This window comes from Priestia sp. D51, from assembly GCF_053345675.1.
In genome coordinates this window covers 1,136,066-1,157,333 of sequence record NZ_JBLTIR010000001.1, presented here as the reverse complement: position 1 = coordinate 1,157,333, position 21,268 = coordinate 1,136,066, and the positions used below count along the sequence as shown (strand labels likewise).

The window sequence follows — 21,268 nt, the reverse complement described above, 5'->3', positions numbered from 1 at the left end:
TTCCTTTCTGCCTTTCATGATTGTAAAATATCTTTATTTGAACAAACTAAAAAATAAAGCTTCAGTAAGGAAGCTTTATTTTATTTTCTAAACCTGCCACTCGAATTGGCCCTAGAAGTGTTAAACGGGTTAATTTTTCAGCCATAAATGCAGGGCTAAATTTCATATCGCTTTCTAACCAACAACAAATGACACCTATATGAGCTGATGTGATATAGCTAATGAGGATATCTTTAGGAATATCCAGTCCATCCTCTGCTTCTCCAATTGAAGAGATTAGCTCTCCGTACACTCTCTTCTTTACAATTTCCGTCATATGACTTCTGAATTGAGGCAATCCTCGGTCACTTAGCATGACTTTAAAATAATCAGCGTGTTCGTAGATGAATTCAAAAAGCTTTAAAAAAGAAACAGACTCATCTTTTTCTTCTACTTCTGAGGAAGCCTCGTTATTTTGTTTAGGCTTTACCTGCTCTATTAGTTCTTCTAAAACTTCATTCATGATCTGAACAAGAAAGTCTTGCTTATCTTGATAGCGTAAATAAAATGTTCCTCGCGTTAACTCCGCTTTTTCCGTAATTTCTTGAATCGTAATGGACGTGACATCTTTCTCTTTAAGAAGTTCGACTAAAGCGTCTCTTAAGTATTTATTTGTTCTTTTTATCCTAGGATCTACTTTTGTTTTTTTAGACATAGTTGATCTCCTTGTATCACTTTTATTAAGACATACGATGGACTATTTAAACTATCCTGTATCATCAGCATATATTCTATACATAATGTAAACTAATGAACATCATGTATATTAAGTCTTACAAAGTATTGCCAATCTGTCAATATCAAAAATGGGTGCAGAACAAATCATTTCGTTGTTAGACACCGGTGGTGTGAACTCAAGAGTGAAATCTTTTGTAAAAACGTTCAAAAGAAATGGTATTAGAAATGAGGTAATAGTAAAAATTGATATTATGGAGGTGTTTTCTTATGAAAAAGTTTGAAGTAACGTTTCATTTAATCAATGGTGAAATCAGTCATATAGTTGAAACTAAATCACTTATTCGTGCAAAGAACTACATACAATATAGATTTGAAGATAAAAGTAAAGTATTGGACTTAGCAAATGACTTGGTACTCGTTAAAAGCAGCGTTCAATACTTTACCGTAGCTGAAAAAGAATAAGTAATGATATAAACAGGGCATGAATTGCTTGTTACACCGCTGTTAATTTCCATGCAAGGCTTCGCTTTTCGCAGGCGGCAAGTGAGCCCGCAGGAGTCTTGGCCTCGCTATCCAATTAACGGCTACAAGCACCTACATTCACCCTCATAATAAAAAAGATCCGAACGGTTTATCGTTCGGATCTTCAGCTCTTTTCTAGCTATTTTTTCACCCAGTTGTCATTACTATCCTTTTTGTACTTTGTTTTTACCGCATTCCACGCAACTTTATGCGCCGTAGCTTCTTCTTTGTATTCGTCACTGGCAGAATTAAATGCTTCTTTATAAATTTCCTGAGCATGATGAGGAAGGTTATCTTTTACTCCATCAGGCAGTTCTTTTAATGAATTGTAGGGCATATAGTATTCCTCCTTGAAAACGTCTTTTACTACTGATTTACCTGTTCTTAATGAGTATAAACATTTAATAAACTCTGAAAACGAATATCTTTTAAGCTAATCATATTAACTGTGATTCTCATAATTTTGAAAACCCTTGCTAATTGTAGCAAGGGCTTCTTTTTGATGAGTTTCTTCTATTAACAATATATGGAACTAAAGTATATATCTTTTCAAAAGAGATCCTGAATAAAAACAAAAAATAAAACGCTTTCATTTTTTTGTTCTATTAACTCATTTCCTTTGTTACAATGAAATTATAGGGATTATAGCAGAAGGGCAGATGGGACATATGAGTACAAATCTATTGATCATTTTAGGAGTTATATTTCTGACAACAGTTGCTATCACTATTTTAATTAAGATTCCTGAAGAGGAATAAACTACATCATAAAATAAAATCCCCTAGACATTTTTATGGACTGGGGGTATTTGTATATACTTAGTATTAAAAAGTATATACAAAAATTAAGTTTTTTTAGTTCTTAAGAGGGAAAACGACTTTAATTTCTGTTCCTACGTGTTCTCTGCTCTGTATGTGAATTTCCCCTTTATGAAGGTCAACAATATTTTTAGCAATGGCTAATCCCAGGCCACTTCCTCCTGAATCCCGTTTGCGTGCCTTGTCCACTCTATAAAATCGTTCAAAAACATGCGCTTGATCCTCTTCTGGTATCCCAATTCCGTAATCTTTTATTCGAAGAATCCCTTTCTGTTGACCACTTTCTAAAAAGACTTCAATTGCACCCGTACTGTACTTTATGGCGTTATCTAAAAAGATAATGATAACCTGTTTCAGCTTCAATTCATCTCCATTAATGAAGATCGACCGAGAATTTTTATGCAAAACAATAGGCCGATCATAAACTTGCTTAAACTGATTGATAAGAGTTGTACAGAGAGCAACAAGATCAACTGGTTTCATATCAACAGATTCGGCGTCCTCTAATTCAGCTAAACTTAACAATGTTTTAGTTAAACTTTTCATTCTATTTGTTTCTATATAAATCGCCTCAGTTGCTTCTTTGGCTATTTTTTCATCTCGTGTGCCGTGTCTTCTAAGAATCGTAATAAAGCTGCTAATAATAGTTAAAGGTGTTTTTAATTCATGAGAAGCATCGGAAATAAATTGTCTTTGCTTATTTGAATTTTCCTCCAGTTTACCAATCATACGATTAAATGTAGCGGCCATTTTGTACACTTCATCTTTTGTTTCAGTTTGTATGTTAATTTTTTTTAAGGTTCCACTTTGCTCAATATCTTCCATTGTGGAGATCATAGATACAATAGGCTTCATAATGATGGCTGATAACCATCTGCCAGCTAAAAAAGAAAGAAGAACAGAAATAGCCGTGACCGTCCCCATTATGGATAAAATAATGTCTTTGCGGCTTTCTAGCCCAGATAACCGTTCACTTATTTCTAGTGTCCCTACTACTTTTTGATTTTGCTGAATAGGTACATGAACTACTAAGTTTTGATGTTCTTGAAAAGGTCTAAGTTCAAAGTTTTTTTCTGACGAAAAAGCAGGATGAATTTTCTTAACAAGGGTGTTATCATTACTGACCTGATCAATCACTTTAGAGTCGGGTCCTACAATTCGAATAAAAGAGTGAGTAGACATGTACGAATTCAAAAGATTTTTGTCTAATGTTAAGGTGTCGGAAATATGATATTTCTTCAGCATTTCATTCGCGTTTTTTGAAACTAAATGGGCCTCCATATTAACGGTCGTTTTCATAAACAAGAAAAATACAATCGTATTGACTATAAGTAAGCTAGCTAACAGAGAGACCGTAATAAACAAATTAACTTTGGTAGTGATTTTCATGTTGATCCTTCCTCATCACATAGCCTACTCCTCGAATAGTTTGAATTAAGGGAGATGGATTACCTTCTTCTAGTTTCTTTCTTAAATGTCCGATGTACACATCTACCACGTTAGTTTCTCCTTCATAATCATAGCCCCAAACGGTTAAAAGAATATTCTCCCTGCTTAGTACGATATTTTGATTTTTTAGTAAGTGAACAAGCAAATCATATTCTTTCGGCGTTAATATAATCGCCTTGTTTTTTCTAAGTACATCTCTAGTTTCTAAATTTACAGATAAATCTTCTATAGATAAATGAACATCTTTTTTTTCAGTAACATCCTGAACGATCGCTCTATGACGAAGACTATTACGTACTCTAGCTAAAACTTCTTCTATTTCAAACGGCTTGGTGATGTAATCATTCGCCCCATGATCTAGCCCCATCACTTTATCCAGCGTGGTGTCGCGAGCTGTCAAAAGAATAATGGGCAAGTAGATATCTTTTTTTCTAATTCTTCGAAGAACTTCAATTCCATTTAATCCTGGAAGCATAACGTCTAATAAAATTAAATTAATATTGTTATTCAAGGCGGCTTCTAAGCCGGTTTTCCCTTCGTGTTCCACGATTACTTCGTATCCTTCATGCTCAAGCTCAATTTGAAGGGCCCTCGCAATCATTACTTCGTCTTCAACGATTAAAATGCATTTTTTCATCGATATTCTCCTCTCTCAACTAGACTAAAAAAAACATTTCCTTGAGGAAAGAATGCCCTTTTCTATTTAGCTAACGAACTACATTCATAAAAACAACAAAATATAACCGGAATAATCTATATAAGTAAGATGGAATAAAATCCATAATTCGTCCTTCTTTCCTATACACATGTTTATCTAAAACCGAGTGGATAATCCCACTCTGAATCTAACTGGAGATAGGACATTAAAGAGATCTACTTAGTTTTACTGTAGCACTGATTTTAGAAAACAAAGGCTTTTTCATGAATTTTTAATGTTATCTTTAATGTTTTTTTAATTACAAGCCCTAGACTTAAAGAGTCCTATTTGAAAACGCTTTATGAAACGAATTGTTTTTCTAATCAATAGGTTAAGGAGTTGATAACAAATTTATGTAACAGAAAGGAAAACATAGGTATGCATGAATCTATTAAAGGATTAGTACGATCTAGAGTCTTCATAAGCCTTTTTAACCTTCTAGAGTATTCGCACAATGGAATAAATGAGTGGAAACATCTGATAAGACAGGCTTTAGGAAATTTTTCTGTACAAAGATAATAAAGCAGGAGGAGTAAATATATGCTCAAAAAACTCGTAGAAGGAACTATGCAAAGAGCTATCTTAATGATTGTATGTGTCGTGATTATTTTAGCTTGGGGTGGTATTTCAGCTTTTCAAATGCAACGAGATTATCTTCCAGGCATCAATAATACAACACTTACTGTAAGCATGCGTCTACCTATGTATCAAGCTGAACAAGTAAAACAATTGGTTACAGACAAATTAGAAAGTGCTGCAAGAACGACAGACGGATTACAAGATATTGAAACGAGCTCATATGATGGCGGCTTATTTATGAGTCTCTATTTCCCAATGAATACGGATATGAAGCAAGCAGAAAGCGATGTAAATAAAGCTTTGGCTAACGCTGATATACCGCCAACCATTACATCAACGCCTCTTGTTACAAGAGTTACAACCAGTTCTTTTCCTATACTTACGTATAACTTAACGAGTGATAAGCTGGATGAAAACCAATTGAAATCAACCGTTCAACAAGATATCGTCCAACAATTAAAAACAGTGCCTGGAGTATCTGACGTCTCCACATTTGGCGGGGCAAAAGATGGATATGTTTTGACAGTAGGAATGAAGGATTTAGCGAAAAATAATTTAACGATGGATGACTTGAATAAAGCACTATCTCTATCCGTTCCATCATTACCTAAAGGGATTGTACTGCAAAATCAGCTATCGATTCCCGTTACCTTTGAGGGATGGACGTTAAATGAACAGCAAATGAAAAACATTAAAATTAAAAATGCAGACGGTAATTCCATCCCTCTTTCAGCAGTTGCAAGCATTTCACATGCGTTAAATGATGTAAAAACAGTTGCTAGAATAGATGGTAAACCAAGCGTTCAATTAAATGTCATTAAAACGCCATCTGCCAATATTACAGACGTAGCGAAACATGTAAAAGAACGGGTACATGGACTGCAGCTTGTTAAAGATGGATCTGTGTCATTAACACCGCAGTTGGATCGTGAAAAAGAATTAAACGATTCGTTAAATGGGTTAATTCGAGAAGGCTTACTCGGATGTTTATTCTCCATGGTTTGCGTATTTTTCTTTTTCCGAAACGTGCGATCTACGCTGCTTATAGCCATTTCGCTGCCCATTTCATTGTTAGCAACAGCTGCTATTTTAAAAACAATGGGCATTACGCTTAATATCTTAACCGTTTCAGGACTAATTGTTGCCATGGGACGTATTGTAGATGATTCAATCGTTATCATTGATAATATGTATCGCAGGAGAGAAAAGTCTCAAAATAAAGCGCTGCTGCCACTTTTAAGTGCTTCTGTTCATGAAATGATTCCAGCTATTCTTGGTTCAACACTTACCACTATCGCTGTTTATATTCCAATAGCTTTTGTAGGAGGAATTGTAAGCGCCTCTTATAGCGGGTTTGCTTGGTCCGTTGTGATTGCGTTAATCATTTCATTTTTTGTTGCCATGCTGGTGATTCCTACACTTGCCTTTATGGGGTGGAAAGGAGCACCATCAAAGCAGAAAGCTGTTTCTCTTGAACCTATGATGAAGCCCGTTTTGGCATCGGCACTAAAGCATAAGAAACTCGTCGTGCTCATTTCGGCTTTACTTTTTATTTTTGCAGCTTCTTATTCCGCTTTCCTTCCTGTTTCATTTTTGCCAAGTGCCAAAACAGGTCAAGTTGCAATTAAAGTAGAATTGCCTCAAGGAAGCACTCTACAACAAGTCGATGCTGAGGTTCAAAAAGTGGAACAAAATCTACAAAAAAATAGCAAAGTAAAGTCTTATTCATCGACGTTTGGTGCAACCAGTACGCCGCAAAGTGATGACGTGTTCGATCAAGGCGGTGGTTTTTTACAAAAACCAAATGTAGCCAATCTTTCAGTAGTACTACAGAATGAGAAAGAAATAGATACAGTGATTACGCAGTTAGCTTCTACTCTTCCTAAGCTTTCGAAAAATGTAGCTTATACCGTAACGAGCCAAAATATTTCTGGTGATGATTCGCAAATGAAGATCATGTTTGCCGGCTCCGACCAGGCTACCTTAGACAGAACAGCTGAAAAAGCACGAAAAGAATTATCTACAATAGATGGCTTAAGTGTAGACGGAAAAATTGATCTAACAAACGGCCAACCAAAATACAAAATTACGTTTAACCAGCAGGCTATTATTCAAAAAGGAGTTCAGCTTTCTGACATAATGACCGTGATTAATCGATATATGACACAGACAAAAGACGCAACTCTCGTAGTAAATCATATGAGTCTTCCCGTTGATGTATATGCAGATCAAACGTCTTCTGATCAGCTCAATGTTCAAATGAATACGAGTCCAGAAGATGTGATGAAGTCTCTTGGAAATGAAACGTTCTCGGGCAAAGGCGGAAAAATTGTTAAACTTAATGAGCTAGCATCGATTACAAAAGACCCGACGTCTTCTACTATTAGTGAAAGAAATGGACAACCGTTTTCTTTAGTAACAGCTCAAATTACATCTAATGATATCAGCAAAGTATCTAAACAAGTGGATAAAAAACTTCAAGGTATGAACCTTTCAAATGGTGTAACCTATTCGATGGGAGGTATAACAGAACAAGTAAAAAGCATGATTTTTGACATGTCCGTTGCCGTTGCCTTTTCTATTTTATTCGTGTTGTTAATCACATCAACACTGTTTAAAGGCTGGAGAGCGCCTTTCTCTGTCTTGCTAAGTATCCCGCTTGCATTAAGTGGCGTTGTGATAGCTCTTGTAATTTTTGGAGGCGAATGGAACTTGGCTGCATTGATCGGGGTGCTGATGCTTACAGGAATCGTTGTAACTAATGGGATTGTGTTGATTGATAAAATTGAACGCAACCGTAAAAGTGGAATGGATATACAACAAGCCGTTATTTCTGGCAGTCTCTCTCGAGTTCGCCCAATTTTAATCACGGCTGCTACAACAATCTTAACGCTGTTGCCACTTGCCTTTTCGCATCAAGCAGATACGGTAATTTCTCAAACGTTAGGAATTGTAGTAATTGGAGGAATGATTACATCTACTTGTAATAGCTTCCTAGTGATTCCAATCATTTATCAATGGCTCCATAAAAAGCAGGTAAACAAAGACGTTAATTCGAATAAAGTCACTCAACAAATATAAAAATAAGCGAAGGAACATACAGTGAATTTGTATGTTCCTTTATTTGTCTTCAAAATAGAAGAGGAAACAAGAAAGGTCTGCTTTTATTTCTATCGAAAAATTACATTATGATACATACGTCTTTATAAGGATTTTAATATATAATTAAGACTAAAAAAGAATAATTTCAGAAAGGGGAAAATGTGTGAAACGTAGTCGATTGTTGGTTTTATCGTTAATTAGTAGTTTGTTAGTTATTTCAGTATCGTTATTCCAGTGGGATCTCGTTGATATAATAACGGAATTTTTAATGTTGCCTGTTTGGTTATTTGTCTATGCCTTCTTTATCATCATAACTGTATGGGCATTGATTCACCTTTTTAAAAATAGAAAGTGGCAGCCCGTTGTTATTCAGCTCATCACTATCGCATTATGGTTCTTCTTTCCCTTTACTCAAGTCAACTTGGATTTGAACTTTAAAATCCATCAAGAGAAGAGAGAAGAAGCTGCGGCTAAAATAGAAAATGGCGTGATTAAACCTAACGTCCCCGATAGTCCATCACTTATTCAATTGCCAAAAGAGTATACCCAATTGTCTAAAGGCGGAGGCGACATTGAAGTAGAAACAAAAGGAAAGTCGACATCCATTCTTTTCTTTACGTACCGCGGGATGCTAGACAATTTCTCAGGATTTGTTTATGATCCAAACGATCATAAGCCTTCAAAAAGCGATTTTGACGGAGATTTTAAACAGATAGAAAAAGTACATAAGAACTGGTATTACGTATCTTCTTATTAAAAATAGATCCTACTTAAAAACTGGCCTCCAATCGTTAGACACTGTCTGACAATTGGGGCCGGTTTTTAATTTTCATTCTTTAATTCAAGCTCTCTACTTCAGAATGCCGTTTTTTATCTACACGGTCAAAGTAAGCTTGTTCAAGAATTTGCATATAATCAGCCTCGGTAATTAAGCGGACGTTACTTGGCGTTGAGTTGTTTTGCATAGCCAACTTTACAATGCTCGGAAAGTCTTCTTTCTTTACACCCTCTAGCTCTTTTAATTTAGGAATGTTTAATGATTCTGTTAATTCTATAATTCCTTGAATTAATTTTTCAACAGCTGTTTCATCTGAATCTGAATCTTTGGCAAAATTCATATACCTTGCTAATGTAGCATGCAGCTGCTTATTCTCCATAGAATTAAATTTTAATACATATGGTAAAAATACTGCGTTAGCAACTCCATGCGGGGTATCATAAAGTCCTCCAAGCGCTTCTGCTAAGCAGTGTACCGAAGCAACATCTGCAGATCCGAAACACAAGCCAGCTAAGAGACTTCCTTCCAGCATATCTTGACGAGCCGCTTCATTTTTACCATCTCGGAAAACGATAGGTAATGCCGAAACAATCGTTCTCATTGCTTGAGCTCCAAGCGCTTGTGAAATAGGATTTGTTACTTTACACGTATAACCTTCAATCGCATGAACGAGGGCATCAATGCCAGTCGCAGCCGTAACAGAAGGCGGAAGACTTAATGTTAGTTCAGGATCAAGAATCGCCAAGACAGGTCTTAATGTACTATGTTTGAGCGTCATTTTCCGATGTGTAGATGCCTCGGTAATAACGGCAGAACGAGTAACCTCTGAGCCCGTACCTGAAGTAGTTGGAATACAAATAACTGGTGCAATGTTTGAATACAGAAGTCGGCCGTCTGCATAGTCAGATGGTTCCCCGACGTTTGGGCCGCACAGCGCAATAGCTTTTCCTGTATCCATCGCACTCCCGCCACCAATGGCAACAACTGCATCCGCACTAAAGTCACGAAATAACTTAGCACCTTCCAAGCAATTCGTATCTCGAGGGTTTTGTTCAATTGAATCAAATACCAGCACTCGATAACCAGCTGCCTCCAGGGCAGTTACAATTGGTGAAACTAATCCTGCACGAACCACACCAGGGTCACTCACGACTAAAATTGATGAACCAATATTTAAAGATGTCAGCATTTCTGGTAATTCTCTAGCTTTGCCCATTCCTACCTCAATTTGAGTAGAACAAAAATAGTTATAAGATTTCATTTATATCCCTCCCGTTGTCTAAAATCAAATACATACCTTAAGAAGTACTAGTTTTTAAAATTTCATCATGGCCGGTAAGCTTACTTATTCCACTCTGAAGCTAATATACCCATAAAATATGTATCTACGTATTTCCCATCCACATAGGCATGGTTTCTTAATTTTCCTTCGGTAACAAAACCAATTTTTTCATACAATGCAATGGCCTGTTCGTTTATTCCTCTTGTGGTTAAATAGATTTTATTTAGACGAAGCTGTTTAAACCCTAAATCAATCATTTGCTCCATAGCCATTCGACCATATCCGTGACCTCTAGATTCTGAAGATAGGAGAATTCCTATACTAGCTCTTCCATGTCCATGGTCTATATCCTTCAGAAATACCCATCCAACTAATTCTTTTTTATCGTTTTCAATTCCTAAAATTAAATCGTTGTTCATTCTTTTCTTTTCTACTTCTTGTACCACCTCTTCATAAGTTAAAGGTGTTCTGCCTATCACTCGTATTGCCCGTTCATCATTTAACCATTTATGTAAGTATTGAATGTGAGTAGTTTCAAATGGTGTAAGATATATTCTTTTTGTACTCATTGATTTATCTTCTCCTTTTAAAAAGAGTTAACCACAAATTACAATTCATTCCATAAATATCGCTGACAAAGGTAAATGTGTATTTCTACTTACGATATACAACAGCCAAATTAAAATAAGTAGGTGCATAATTGAATGAAGCCATTAATCTGTTTAAATAGAACATTTTTGTATATACTTCTAAAATCAATAAAAAAACCCTCTCTTACATTTTACGTATAGTTAATCTTTGTCTTTAATTAAGGTTAATTCATCGGTTTGAGCTATTAAATCAATTATCTTATTTCCTTTTTCATAATAAGTCGAGGCCCATTCTCGATCCCTTTCCTTCCACCCTTTTGATTTAATCACTAATTTATATCCTGACGGGATGCCGTTTTCTTCAGAAGCTTTAGACCAATCATATATAGCTGCACGTTTTTTTCCTTTTACTAACTTTGCATTTTTAGGGACAGGGAAACCGAAAAACTTATCAGATGGGATATAGGAAAAGAATGTAACAAAATAAAAAATCGCTGCTCCTATTAGTAGAATTGCTGAAACAGTCGTCACGGCTTTTTTCAACTTATTGCCCTTCTTTCAATGACATTTTTACAATGAGATAGATCTTATTGCATTAAGATTTCTGTTGTTTTAGATTTAAGCACCTTTTTGTACATTCGTCTTATAGAGCTTTTTCAACCAGGAATAAAGAATACATTCGCTAATTATAAAGAGAAGAACGCTTATAAACGTAGTTGCTAAAAACTCAAAGATGTTAAGAATAGACATAGCGTGTCCCCACCACCAATATCTAAAATCCGTTCCGAACAAAACAAAATGAATAAAAAGAGAAATTGCCTGAACTTCTCCTACTGATCTATGAGATTTTATAATAAGTATTCTTCCAATAAAGAAACTAATTATGAAAGAGAAAATAATGAATACAAAATAAAGAGAACTGGCCAATAAGGCTTTCTGTGGTGAATACATGATAACCTCCTTTTATATTGATTATTTTACCATTAATTATAATTAAAGGAAGTTAACTTTTAAGGATTTGCACCTTAGAAGATATTTAAATAGAAAAAGAATCCTTTTGTAGCATTGTTGACACATTGTTTCTCAAAAAACAGGATCAATTTTTCTCTAATCTAAGGTTGGTCCTTCTAATAAACCCCATTATGTTAATCCGATGTAATAGAAGAAGGATTTTTACTTTTTAAGGTAGAATAGTTCCTTAAAGAATCATAAAGGAGTTGATTTCATGTCTAAACAAACAAAAGATAGAAAAGAAATAAAGCTTTTGGATTCTCAACTTTACTTATGTGAGGAAATTAGAAAGCTGTTGAGGAAAAAAGAAAAAAGAAGTCTAGCCTTTGAACAAGAGTATACAGAACATGATATATTACACATTGCTTTAAACAGATTAATGAGTGAGCTAATCTCTAGACATTAAAAATTTCATCTATTATATTTGATATTATTCGAAATAGATACGTTTAATATAAAAAATAGACAGAATATTTAATTAATATCTTTACTTTGTAAACGTTTTCGTTTATACTAAGTATAGGTTGGATGGCATGAGTGGCTGTCATAGTATTTAGCGTAGGCGGGGCTGATATGAGGGAACAGGGCATAAAAGAAATGTCCTTTTTTTGTTTGGGCAACATTTGTTAGAAACTAGGAAATGTTATAAAACTTCTTTCAAACGCTTTTTTTTGTTTCATATGCCCTATCCAGTCTAGAAATTGAAAAAGACCACCTCTTCCCAGTTACAAGAGGTAGCATTTTTTAAAATTGAATGAACAGTAGTCATTAAATAATGCTTTATTGCTTCTTGAGTAAGTTGCTTAACTTAAGAAATGGTATTCACAGACAACATATTAACCGCTTTTTCCAACAGTAAAATATCTTCTTCAACCATTCTTTTCATATCATCGAGATCAAGTTGAATATATTCTTCTTTTAAACGTTCTAATTCCCTGACGAACAGGGATCCCGTATAGTACCTATAATTTGTCACTACTATTTATCCCCTTTGTATGCTCTTAATAGATGTAATTCCCCTTTATTCAGATTAACAACCAATAAATGCAAAATTTTTTAAAAAAATCCTTCCCTGATGTAGGCAAAGGATTTTTAACTTGATCAGAATAGGAAAAATATGTTATTAACGTGGCCAGATTTTTAGTTTCATATACATACAACGTTTTATCGTTCTACTTTGATGTTAAATCAAATTTATCTTCTTTCCCATTCCATTTTATTGTCACGTGATAAGGAGCGTTGCTGCTTTGAGTCGAACACCCGCTGCAGCTTCCATTTAAATTAATTTTCCCTTCTGTCTCGTCATCTGTACCTGATAATTTGCTTGTTTCCCCTTCAACAACATAAGAAACTTTTCCTACTTTCTCCTTGTCTTTTCCTTTATAGATGATACTGCCTTGCCCATTTTCAGTATTCTCTCCTTTATTTAAAAGATATAAAGCTTTCCAATGATCTCCTTCACCTTCGAAACGCACACTTTCTTCTTTGGTACCACAGCTACCCAATACTAATAAAAAAATAGATATAAGTCCTAAAAACAAAAACTTCCTTTTCAATTTAAATCCTCCTACACGATAAAAAAGCACCCCAATATCCTATTAGGTGATTTTTTGTTAGTATCTGTTCTTTTTTTCAAGTAATTTAATTAATCTATCATTTTGTTTCACTATCGTTCTTAGCTTAGCTTCTAACGAACATAAAGTGATAAAGACGGCTATAAATCCTATAATGACAAAAAACATATTAGCTGATATCCCCCATACATCATTTTATTTTCAGAACAATATCTATATAATAACATTTTTTCTATATTTTATATCTTTGTATCTTAATTAACACAATAAATAAAAGGAATAGGAAAGTGTTCTCTTAAAGGAAACCTTCAGGGCCGCCATTTAAACGTTCTAGCTATACCAAAATACAGAATGAATATGCCTTCACCCGCGAACTCAACAGCTTTCCTTTATAATAAATACCCTTTCTCTAGCTAATAATAAGTAAGTAAAATATGTATATACTATAAACTAACACCATTCTTAAAAGTCTGACGTTTTCGAACATCTACCTATAATTCAGCAATGTTTCCATCTAAATCATGGTTTCTCTTCTTCTATTAAAGGGAATTAAACCCTAAAAGTGAACCTTAAAAGGAGACCATCATGGTTACAATTGAATCAATTATCATAGGTATTGTTTTTATCCTCATTCAACTATACGCATTAACGATTGTCGAACGTTCTCCAATCGGGGAGCAAAAGCTGCTCTCATTATCAGGCGGTGTAGCTATTGCTTATGTATTTATTTATATCTTACCGACGCTTCATAAGAAACAAGAAGAGTTTGGAGGATCGCTAGCCCTTGATACTGAACTATATTTTCTTGGTCTTCTCGGCTTACTCGTCTATTTTTCAGTGTATTCATTTGCTCAAACAAAAGCAGCCACTCACCTAACGGAACTGACCGTTTATATGGTACAGGCTAGTTTTTTTATGATTTATTCTTTTATCATTTCTTATGTCGTGTTTTCAACCGATGTTAAGCGAGTTGAATCAGTATTCTACGGACTGGCTATCAGCCTTCATTTTATCGGGTGGTCTTACCATCTAGGAAAAAAACATCCGCGCTTACACAAAAATAGAGGTCGCTATATGCTTGCCGGAGCAACTTTTCTTGGGTCCATTCTGGGCGTTTTCGGTCCCTCATCAGGACTGCTTATTGAGTCGATGATTGCTTTTAGTTCAGGTGCAATGTTATTTAACGTCATCAGTAAAGAGCTCCCTTTTGAAAAACATGCGCATTTGCCAACCTTTTTAATCTCATCTCTTGTCTACGCGGCTACAATGATTTCGTTAAAAGCTTTTTTCAATTGGTAGCTGCGTGCGCGTGTTTATACAAAATAAAAAGAGCAGCCTTTAAGGCTGCTCTTTTAAAGTATGGTTTTTATTACTAGATATACTGCAGCAATCGATGCAAGAACGATAAGCACATTTAAAATACGATGTTGAGTAGCTAAGTGGCCCCGCTTCATTTCTGCACGAGTCAATGGTTTATTTTCATCGTGATTTCCACTCACTCTGTTACATCTCCTATCCTGTTTAGGTATTGGTTCTGCCAATTTAAGTAATAAGCTGATCTTTGTCAGCTGCTTCTTCCTTTTTTATCTTCCCTCTACATAAGATATAGAAAACACTAAACATAACAATCGACCAAATAAGGTTAGCTCCTGGCTCAGTGTTAGCTACCTTAAACAAACTCGGTATAGACCCGAAAACAGAATCATCCGTTGTAAGGAACAGAGCGAGAAACATGTTGTTGGCTGCGTGTGCGCCAATGGTAATTTCTAAGCTTTTTGTTTTAACCGCGATATATGTAAGAGCAAAACCAGCTACAATATAATCTAGTCCCACCAATATAATGGATTTATTCATTTCGGGATTAGCAAAATGACCTATTGAAAACATTAGTCCCACAATAATCGCAAGTAAAATTGGACGCTTCACTTTCTTACCCACCCATTGAAGAAGAAGACCTCTAAAAAACAGCTCCTCGGTTGTTGTTTGAATAGGTACTAATAAAAGCGTGATCAGTACTAACAGGGCATACTCTTTTAAACTTACATGATTCCATGAATAATCCGAGTGGTTAAACACGACATCAATTAATTGTGAAACGATTAGTAACAGACTAAAAGCTCCAAAAGACCATATTACTTTCTTCCAGTTCACACGTTTGTTAGCAGTGATTAGTGATTTCATTTTTCGTTTGTGAATAAAACGAATCCCGATCCATAAACCAAAAATCCAGCATATGTACATAATATGAGACAACAGAAAATCAAGATTAGCATTGATTCCTACAGCTAATCCGGTATCAAAATCAACATATGATTTTCCACTTTCATCAGCTGCAACCATTATCATTTCAGCAATAATATAAATAATGGATCCTAACAGCATAAACACAGAAGCAAGGACTGTTGTACTTACATAACGCTTCCAGCTATTTTTTCCTTCTTCTACATTTAAATAGTTTTTCATTTTATTCTTACTCCCTCAGCCTTCTCTTCTCAACTACATCGTTCTTCTCTACTTCGTTGTTGTCTAGGCAATGTAAAAATCTATTAGGACCCGAAGTCCTGCAATTATGTTAACTACCGCCTACTTTTTACCTGTGAAGATAAGGGAAGAGACTGACAACATTAAGAAATTACAACTCTACCCATTACCTCTTTATATAAAATTTAGCACCTTAAAAGCCGTCAAAAAACAGCTTCTTCTAAAAGAAGACTCGACACTAAGTCATCGTTAACCTTTATATCCTGCTCATACGTGCCCGCATACACATAATTTTGAAGAAAATACTTGCTACTCAAGAATATATATCCTAGAACAACTAAAATAAATATTTTTTTCAACATTGTCCTCACCTTTTTATCTAAAGTTTTCCCCTCGCGGCTGCTTCCACAATCGCTAAGGGCTTATCCATAAATAGCTTTTCATTTTTTAAAATTAGCTACCATTCTGTCTAACACCGCAAAAATGTATATAAGTTACAATTATATTACATTATTATTACAAATGTAACAATTACATTATAACTAAGAAAATGAGGATAATCAATATGAAGTGTTTAGTAAAGCAAATAAAATTGCTAGATTAATATGATGCGTGTAAATAAATCCAAAACATGTTGGAAAAGACGTTTGTTATTAAACAGGAATATTTAAAGAACAAAAAAAGCAAACTCCCTACCGTTAGGAGTTTGCTTCTTTTATTCAAGAGTTTTTATAACCTCTCTCATCTTGACACTCTTCTAAAGGAGTGATTAGATATATATGTTAACTTTTTAAAAATTAAAGTTAACTAATTTTATTGTCGGTGGTGAGAGTGTATTGTATTGGGAAGAAGATATTAAGAGAGAACTTGCCTATTTAGATGAGATTTTTCAAAAAAGGCACCTTGTTACTACAGAATTTACTGAACAACCATGGCTTACAGTCAATGGACGTAAAATGTTAAACCTTGCCTCTAATAACTATTTAGGCTATGCAGGAGATAGTGGACTGAAGAAAACAATGAGTGATGCTGTGATGACGTATGGAGTAGGAGCAACAGCTTCACGCTTAATAGTAGGAAATCACTTCCTTTACGAGAAAGCAGAAAGAGCCCTTGTTAATTGGAAAAAAGCTGAGGCAGGACTTATTATCAATAGTGGTTATAATGCAAACCTAGGAATCATCTCAGCCTTGGTTCCGCGTAATGGCTTCATCTTCAGCGATAAGTTAAATCATGCAAGTATCATTGACGGGGCCCTACTGAGCCGTGCAAAACTTCAACGCTATCGCCATAACGATATGAACCACCTAGAAAATTTATTAAAAAAAGTTCCCTTAGAGTCACGGAAGTTAGTTGTAACAGATACTGTTTTCAGCATGGATGGCGATTTCGCCAAGCTCAAGGAGCTTGTTAAATTAAAAGAGCAATATAACGCCCTACTAATGGTTGATGAGGCTCATGCAAGCGGTGTATACGGAAAAAATGGTGAAGGATACGCACATTTTCTTAATCTGCAAGATAAAATTGATATTCAAATGGGAACGTTTAGTAAAGCGCTAGGGTCATTTGGAGCTTATGTTACGGGAAAACAGTGGCTCATAGATTATTTGAAAAATAGAATGCGAGGACTCATTTATTCAACTGCTCTTCCCCCTGCTATACTCGGTGCAATAACGGCTGCAATTGAAAAGGTGCAACAAGACACAGAGCGCCGCGCACTTCTTCATAAACATGCACTATTTTTTAGGAAGGCACTTACATACGAAGGATTTAACACATGTAATAGTCAATCTCAGATCATTCCAATTTTAACGGGAGAAAACAAAAGAACAATGCAGTTTGCAGAGCGTTTACAGAAAGAAGAAATTGCTGCTATTGCAGTTAGGCCTCCTACTGTTCCTGAAAATAAAGCAAGAATTCGTTTTACTGTAACAGCAGATCATACGCGAGAAGATTTAGATTGGGCCATAAAGAGAATTTCTCTAATTGGAAAAGAAATGAGTGTGATTCAATGAAACCATCCACTATTATAATATTTCCCGGATGGGGAATGGAAAAAGCAGCGTTTCAACCAATCATAAAATCATTGTCTACTATATGTAACGTTTTGTGTACAGACTGGAGAGGTGTAAAAGAACTAAGTAACTTTAGAGAACGAGCAATCCAATTGCTTATTTCTACTCCAGGCACTGTTTATTTAATGGGTTGGTCATTAGGTTCTCTTGTAACGCTTGAACTTGCAAATTTATACCCTAACAAGATAGAAGGACTCATATTAATTAGCGGAACTAGTCGCTTTACAAACGGCATGCATAATACATTTGGATGGGAGCAACGCATTGTTGAACGTATGAAAAAACAACTACAGCGTAATAAAGAAGAAACCCTTACTTCATTTTATAACGCTATGTTCACTAAATCTGAAAAAGAAGAAGAATTTCATCATCAATTTATAGAAGTTGTTCAGCGTGATTATCAAGGAGACAGTATGTACTCCCTCCTTACAGGGCTGGATTATTTACTCCAAAAAGATGTTAGAATGCAACTCAATCAAATTCAAACTCCTTGTTTGTTGATCCATGGAAAAGATGATCAAATATGTTTACCTGAGTCATCTTCTTTCATAGCTGAAAGAATTGGTGGAAAAGCGCAGCTGTGTATCCTAGAAAAAGCTGGCCATATTCCTTTTTTTACAAAGCCTCAGCACTGTACACAACTTATAGAAAAATTTCTCGAAAAGGAGCTCATTTATGATTAATAAGCAACTTTTAAAGAAAAGGTTCAATAATCATGCTAAAACTTATGATGCTTATGCCGATGTACAAAAAAGCATGGCAAACCAATTAATAGATCAGCTTTCCACCAATTTCTTTAACGAGGAAATAGCTATTCTTGAAATTGGCTGCGGCACGGGTTATTTAACACAATTATTGTGCGAAAAATTCCCTAAGGCTGCTATTACAGCAGTTGATTTGTCATCAGGAATGATTGAGTTAGCAAAGGAAAAAGTAAGGGAAGATCGAATTTCTTTCATATGCGGAGATATCGAGGAACTAAGTATAGAAAGACATTATGACCTTATTATTTCTAATGCAACATTTCAGTGGTTTAATAGTCTTCATACGACAATTAAAAAATTGTATAAACAACTTAAGCCTACAGGCAGCCTGCTATTTTCAACCTTTGGTAACCGTACGTTTCAAGAGCTTCATTCATGCTACAGCCATGTGAAACAAAAGCTTGGTCTTTTCAGTAACAGTTCACCTGGCCAATCGTTTTTTTCTCTTGAAGAGTTGTCTCAAATTTGTGAACAAGCATTAGTTCCATTGAGAGAGCATCCATTTAAACTATCAAAAACGGAGGAGCTAGAGGTTCAATACTTTCCGACGGTTAAGGCATTTTTCACATCAATAAAAAAGATTGGAGCAAGTAACAGTAACGAGGAAAGCTACTGTCAGCGCCCTTCCTTTTTTCGTGAATTAATCAACCTATACGAAAATAATCATCGTGACGAAAATGGCGTAAAAGTAACCTATCATTGCTTAATGTTTAATATTACAAAAACGAACTAATAGCCAATCCAGCCCTGGCTACTCTCTAGAAGTTATGACTTGCCGCCAGTAAAAAAGGGTACTCTTCTATTTAGAAAAGTACCCTTAAATAATCAATTAGATTTAATTAACTTACTGTTTTTTAGAAACTAACTCAATAACATTTGTTATACCTTGCTCATTGTACCCTGTGTTTAATAACTGTATTTGATTATGTTCAGATAAATTTGTAAAAATGATTGGTGTAACAAGTGATTTAGCATTTTCTTTAATGTAGTTTAGGTCTATTTTTAAAAGCGGGGTTCCTTGTGTAACCTTTTCTCCCTCTTTAATTAGACATGTAAACCCTTTCCCATTCAAGTTCACTGTTTCTAACCCTATGTGAATTAATAACTCTAAACCTTGATCTGTTTTTAGACCTATGGCATGTTTTGTAGGAAAGATGCTAACAACCTCCCCATTGATAGGAGAAATAAGCGTATTATTAGTTGGTTCGATGGCAAAACCGTCTCCCATCATCCTTGAAGAAAAAACGGCATCAGGGACTTCTTCTAGAGGCACAATATATCCATCAAACGGAAGTTTGAATGCGCTTCCTAAAGTTGTATCGTTCATTTCTTTTTTCTCACCTGTTGCAGCAACTTCAGCTTTTGTCTTCGCTTCAGGTACTTCTTTGTTATTAGAGCCTTCTGTAATAGCCTCTTTTGGTATGCCAAATAAATATGTGCAGATGAATCCTCCAGCATATCCTGCAAGTAAGCCGATGATATATTTCAGCCATAAACCATGAGCAATTAATGGAATTAAAGCTAGGCCAGATGGGCCGATAGCAATGGAACCAACGTTTCCGAACATTCCAATTACAGCTCCTCCAATTCCTCCACCGATACAAGCCGTAATGAATGGGCGTCCTAATGGAAGAATAACTCCATAAATAAGTGGTTCTCCAATACCTAATATTCCGACAGGAAGAGCCCCTTTAATAATGGTAACAAGTGATTTATTTTTACGGCAACGAACCCAAAGTGCTAAAGTTGCACCTACTTGTCCAGCACCAGACATTGCAAGAATCGGAAGCAAGATGGTCATACCAGCTGTGTTAATCATTTCAATATGAATAGGGATTAATACTTGATGCAGACCTAGCATCACCAATGGTAAAAATGCCACTCCTAGTACAAAACCTGCAAAAACCCCTCCACGTTCAAGTGTCCAATCTATTCCGCCAATTAAATTACTAGAAATTAGACCTGCAAAAGGCATAATAAAGAAAATCGTTAACAATCCGACAATCAGAAGAGCAATTGTAGGTGTAACAATAATATCGATTGCATCAGGAATAAATCGACGTAAGAATTTTTCTAAAAATGAAAGTAACCATACAGCAATCAAAACTCCGATAACCCCGCCTTGCCCAGGCGTTAGAGGCTGATCGGTAAAGATATTCATAATAGGAAATTCTTCTGTAACTCCCGTTAAAAGGGTGATACCTCCGATAACTCCACCTAGGGCTGGAGTAGCTCCAAACTCTTTTGCTGCGTTAATACCTACATAAATAACTAAATAGCTGAAGATTGCATTTTTGATCACATTAAGGATCGTAACGTATTGTTGCCAAGTATCTTTATCAAGATCTCCTGCAGTTATGCTATTGGCTAAAATAGAGGCAATACCAGCTATTAAACCTGCACCTACGAATGCTGGGATTAAAGGTATGAAAATGCTCCCAACTTTTCGCAAAAAATTTTTGAATGGCGTATTGTTTTTCTTTTTTAGCTCAGACTTCATATCTGCACCTTTTGACGTCAAATCTTCAGATGAAGGAGCTGCAGGATCTTCTTGAAGTACAATACCAAATTGTTCAGCAACTTTCGTAACTACTCCTGGTCCTAGAATAATTTGATACGTATCATCATCGACAACCCCTACCACTCCTTTCACTTGTTTTATACTCGCTTCATCGATTCTATTATGATTCACTGGGGTGACACGGAGTCTTGTCATACAGTGTGTATAATTCGCTATATTAGAACTGCCTCCAAGAGCTTGAAGCAGTTCTTTAGCTGTTTGATGATGTTTACTCATAGTTGTTCCCATCTCCCTTATAGTTTCGCTAC

Annotated in this window: 20 protein-coding genes and 2 pseudogenes; 8 read left to right on the top strand and 14 right to left on the bottom strand. The window is 35.5% G+C overall.

Annotated elements, in window-relative coordinates; all coding sequences use genetic code 11:
- Positions 1–61: 61 nt before the first annotated feature.
- Positions 62–694, bottom strand: coding sequence for a TetR/AcrR family transcriptional regulator (locus ACNHOZ_RS06105; RefSeq protein WP_168761138.1), 633 nt, complete (start codon positions 692–694; stop codon positions 62–64).
- Positions 695–984: 290 nt separating this feature from the next.
- Here ACNHOZ_RS06105 and ACNHOZ_RS06100 point away from each other — a divergent pair, with 290 nt between their 5' ends.
- Complete coding sequence (locus ACNHOZ_RS06100; protein WP_028414863.1) at positions 985–1,179, top strand: hypothetical protein; 195 nt, start codon at positions 985–987, stop codon at positions 1,177–1,179.
- Between the two features lie 199 nt (positions 1,180–1,378).
- Here ACNHOZ_RS06100 and ACNHOZ_RS06095 read toward each other — a convergent pair whose 3' ends face one another.
- The 3 genes from ACNHOZ_RS06095 to ACNHOZ_RS06085 all read right to left on the bottom strand — a co-directional run bounded on the left by ACNHOZ_RS06095 (position 1,379) and on the right by ACNHOZ_RS06085 (position 4,143).
- The gene (locus ACNHOZ_RS06095; RefSeq protein WP_033580050.1) at positions 1,379–1,576 is read right to left on the bottom strand and encodes a ChaB family protein; all 198 of its coding nucleotides are present in this window, start codon (positions 1,574–1,576) and stop codon (positions 1,379–1,381) included.
- A gap of 517 nt (positions 1,577–2,093) precedes the next feature.
- Positions 2,094–3,446, bottom strand: a complete 1,353-nt coding sequence (locus ACNHOZ_RS06090) for a sensor histidine kinase (protein ID WP_255902423.1) — start codon at positions 3,444–3,446, stop codon at positions 2,094–2,096.
- Positions 3,424–4,143, bottom strand: a complete 720-nt coding sequence (locus ACNHOZ_RS06085) for a response regulator transcription factor (protein ID WP_048019328.1) — start codon at positions 4,141–4,143, stop codon at positions 3,424–3,426. The genes ACNHOZ_RS06090 and ACNHOZ_RS06085 overlap by 23 nt, the downstream gene beginning before the upstream one ends.
- Before the next feature lie 600 nt (positions 4,144–4,743).
- Here ACNHOZ_RS06085 and ACNHOZ_RS06080 point away from each other — a divergent pair.
- Both ACNHOZ_RS06080 and ACNHOZ_RS06075 read left to right on the top strand, forming a co-directional pair.
- The gene (locus tag ACNHOZ_RS06080) at positions 4,744–7,863 is read left to right on the top strand and encodes an efflux RND transporter permease subunit (protein ID WP_221832220.1); all 3,120 of its coding nucleotides are present in this window, start codon (positions 4,744–4,746) and stop codon (positions 7,861–7,863) included.
- 184 nt (positions 7,864–8,047) lie between these two features.
- Positions 8,048–8,641 (top strand): hypothetical protein, encoded by a 594-nt coding sequence (locus tag ACNHOZ_RS06075; protein WP_048019326.1) that lies wholly within the window; start codon positions 8,048–8,050, stop codon positions 8,639–8,641.
- Between the two features lie 79 nt (positions 8,642–8,720).
- Here ACNHOZ_RS06075 and ACNHOZ_RS06070 read toward each other — a convergent pair whose 3' ends face one another.
- From ACNHOZ_RS06070 to ACNHOZ_RS06055, 4 genes are all read right to left on the bottom strand, one after another.
- On the bottom strand, positions 8,721–9,923 hold the full coding sequence (locus ACNHOZ_RS06070) for an iron-containing alcohol dehydrogenase (RefSeq protein WP_048019325.1): 1,203 nt from the start codon (positions 9,921–9,923) through the stop codon (positions 8,721–8,723).
- A gap of 80 nt (positions 9,924–10,003) precedes the next feature.
- On the bottom strand, positions 10,004–10,513 hold the full coding sequence (locus ACNHOZ_RS06065; RefSeq protein WP_048019324.1) for a GNAT family N-acetyltransferase: 510 nt from the start codon (positions 10,511–10,513) through the stop codon (positions 10,004–10,006).
- 222 nt (positions 10,514–10,735) lie between these two features.
- Entirely contained in the window at positions 10,736–11,077 is a 342-nt protein-coding gene (locus tag ACNHOZ_RS06060; protein ID WP_048019323.1) for a hypothetical protein, read from the bottom strand.
- Between the two features lie 75 nt (positions 11,078–11,152).
- Positions 11,153–11,485: a hypothetical protein gene (locus ACNHOZ_RS06055; RefSeq protein WP_048019322.1), complete on the bottom strand. Its 333-nt coding sequence runs from the start codon at positions 11,483–11,485 to the stop codon at positions 11,153–11,155.
- A 274-nt stretch (positions 11,486–11,759) separates the two neighbouring features.
- On the opposite strand from ACNHOZ_RS06055, the gene ACNHOZ_RS06050 reads away from it, so the two are divergent.
- The gene (locus ACNHOZ_RS06050) at positions 11,760–11,951 is read left to right on the top strand and encodes a hypothetical protein (RefSeq protein ID WP_028414873.1); all 192 of its coding nucleotides are present in this window, start codon (positions 11,760–11,762) and stop codon (positions 11,949–11,951) included.
- Positions 11,952–12,353: 402 nt separating this feature from the next.
- Here the strand turns inward: ACNHOZ_RS06050 and ACNHOZ_RS06045 are convergent, their stop codons facing one another.
- Both ACNHOZ_RS06045 and ACNHOZ_RS06040 read right to left on the bottom strand, forming a co-directional pair.
- The gene (locus tag ACNHOZ_RS06045) at positions 12,354–12,521 is read right to left on the bottom strand and encodes a hypothetical protein (protein WP_168761144.1); all 168 of its coding nucleotides are present in this window, start codon (positions 12,519–12,521) and stop codon (positions 12,354–12,356) included.
- Between the two features lie 196 nt (positions 12,522–12,717).
- Positions 12,718–13,101, bottom strand: coding sequence for a hypothetical protein (locus tag ACNHOZ_RS06040; RefSeq protein ID WP_063247112.1), 384 nt, complete (start codon positions 13,099–13,101; stop codon positions 12,718–12,720).
- 603 nt (positions 13,102–13,704) lie between these two features.
- Between ACNHOZ_RS06040 and ACNHOZ_RS06035 the strand changes: the two genes are divergently transcribed.
- Positions 13,705–14,418: a hypothetical protein gene (locus ACNHOZ_RS06035; RefSeq protein WP_034267430.1), complete on the top strand. Its 714-nt coding sequence runs from the start codon at positions 13,705–13,707 to the stop codon at positions 14,416–14,418.
- 53 nt (positions 14,419–14,471) lie between these two features.
- Here ACNHOZ_RS06035 and ACNHOZ_RS06030 read toward each other — a convergent pair whose 3' ends face one another.
- Both ACNHOZ_RS06030 and ACNHOZ_RS06025 read right to left on the bottom strand, forming a co-directional pair.
- Positions 14,472–14,618: a hypothetical protein gene (locus ACNHOZ_RS06030; protein WP_014458831.1), complete on the bottom strand. Its 147-nt coding sequence runs from the start codon at positions 14,616–14,618 to the stop codon at positions 14,472–14,474.
- A 43-nt stretch (positions 14,619–14,661) separates the two neighbouring features.
- Positions 14,662–15,582 carry a CPBP family intramembrane glutamic endopeptidase gene (locus tag ACNHOZ_RS06025; protein WP_168761145.1) on the bottom strand — a complete coding sequence of 307 codons (921 nt, stop codon included), beginning with the start codon at positions 15,580–15,582 and terminating at the stop codon, positions 14,662–14,664.
- Between the two features lie 854 nt (positions 15,583–16,436).
- Here ACNHOZ_RS06025 and bioF point away from each other — a divergent pair.
- The 3 genes from bioF to bioC are packed head-to-tail and all read left to right on the top strand — an operon-like array spanning position 16,437 to position 19,172.
- Entirely contained in the window at positions 16,437–17,615 is a 1,179-nt protein-coding gene (gene bioF / locus ACNHOZ_RS06020; RefSeq protein ID WP_221832218.1) for an 8-amino-7-oxononanoate synthase, read from the top strand.
- Complete coding sequence (locus ACNHOZ_RS06015) at positions 17,612–18,358, top strand: alpha/beta fold hydrolase (RefSeq protein WP_063247115.1); 747 nt, start codon at positions 17,612–17,614, stop codon at positions 18,356–18,358. Before bioF ends, ACNHOZ_RS06015 begins: the two co-directional genes overlap by 4 nt.
- Complete coding sequence (gene bioC / locus ACNHOZ_RS06010; protein ID WP_034267442.1) at positions 18,351–19,172, top strand: malonyl-ACP O-methyltransferase BioC; 822 nt, start codon at positions 18,351–18,353, stop codon at positions 19,170–19,172. The genes ACNHOZ_RS06015 and bioC overlap by 8 nt, the downstream gene beginning before the upstream one ends.
- A 111-nt stretch (positions 19,173–19,283) precedes the next feature.
- Here bioC and ACNHOZ_RS06005 read toward each other — a convergent pair.
- Positions 19,284–19,724, bottom strand: a pseudogene (locus tag ACNHOZ_RS06005) (PTS sugar transporter subunit IIA); the annotation flags it as partial.
- 120 nt (positions 19,725–19,844) lie between these two features.
- A pseudogene (locus ACNHOZ_RS06000) lies at positions 19,845–21,236 on the bottom strand (PTS transporter subunit EIIC); the annotation flags it as partial.
- Between the last annotated feature and the right edge of the window lie 32 nt (positions 21,237–21,268).

Coding starts and splice junctions, on each gene's coding strand:
- ACNHOZ_RS06105 (WP_168761138.1), bottom strand. CDS start 694: ATGTCTAAAAAAACAAAAGTAGATCCTAGGATAAAAAGAACAAATAAA.
- ACNHOZ_RS06100 (WP_028414863.1), top strand. CDS start 985: ATGAAAAAGTTTGAAGTAACGTTTCATTTAATCAATGGTGAAATCAGT.
- ACNHOZ_RS06095 (WP_033580050.1), bottom strand. CDS start 1,576: ATGCCCTACAATTCATTAAAAGAACTGCCTGATGGAGTAAAAGATAAC.
- ACNHOZ_RS06090 (WP_255902423.1), bottom strand. CDS start 3,446: ATGAAAATCACTACCAAAGTTAATTTGTTTATTACGGTCTCTCTGTTA.
- ACNHOZ_RS06085 (WP_048019328.1), bottom strand. CDS start 4,143: ATGAAAAAATGCATTTTAATCGTTGAAGACGAAGTAATGATTGCGAGG.
- ACNHOZ_RS06080 (WP_221832220.1), top strand. CDS start 4,744: ATGCTCAAAAAACTCGTAGAAGGAACTATGCAAAGAGCTATCTTAATG.
- ACNHOZ_RS06070 (WP_048019325.1), bottom strand. CDS start 9,923: ATGAAATCTTATAACTATTTTTGTTCTACTCAAATTGAGGTAGGAATG.
- ACNHOZ_RS06065 (WP_048019324.1), bottom strand. CDS start 10,513: ATGAGTACAAAAAGAATATATCTTACACCATTTGAAACTACTCACATT.
- ACNHOZ_RS06055 (WP_048019322.1), bottom strand. CDS start 11,485: ATGTATTCACCACAGAAAGCCTTATTGGCCAGTTCTCTTTATTTTGTA.
- ACNHOZ_RS06050 (WP_028414873.1), top strand. CDS start 11,760: ATGTCTAAACAAACAAAAGATAGAAAAGAAATAAAGCTTTTGGATTCT.
- ACNHOZ_RS06035 (WP_034267430.1), top strand. CDS start 13,705: ATGGTTACAATTGAATCAATTATCATAGGTATTGTTTTTATCCTCATT.
- ACNHOZ_RS06025 (WP_168761145.1), bottom strand. CDS start 15,582: ATGAAAAACTATTTAAATGTAGAAGAAGGAAAAAATAGCTGGAAGCGT.
- ACNHOZ_RS06015 (WP_063247115.1), top strand. CDS start 17,612: ATGAAACCATCCACTATTATAATATTTCCCGGATGGGGAATGGAAAAA.
- bioC (WP_034267442.1), top strand. CDS start 18,351: ATGATTAATAAGCAACTTTTAAAGAAAAGGTTCAATAATCATGCTAAA.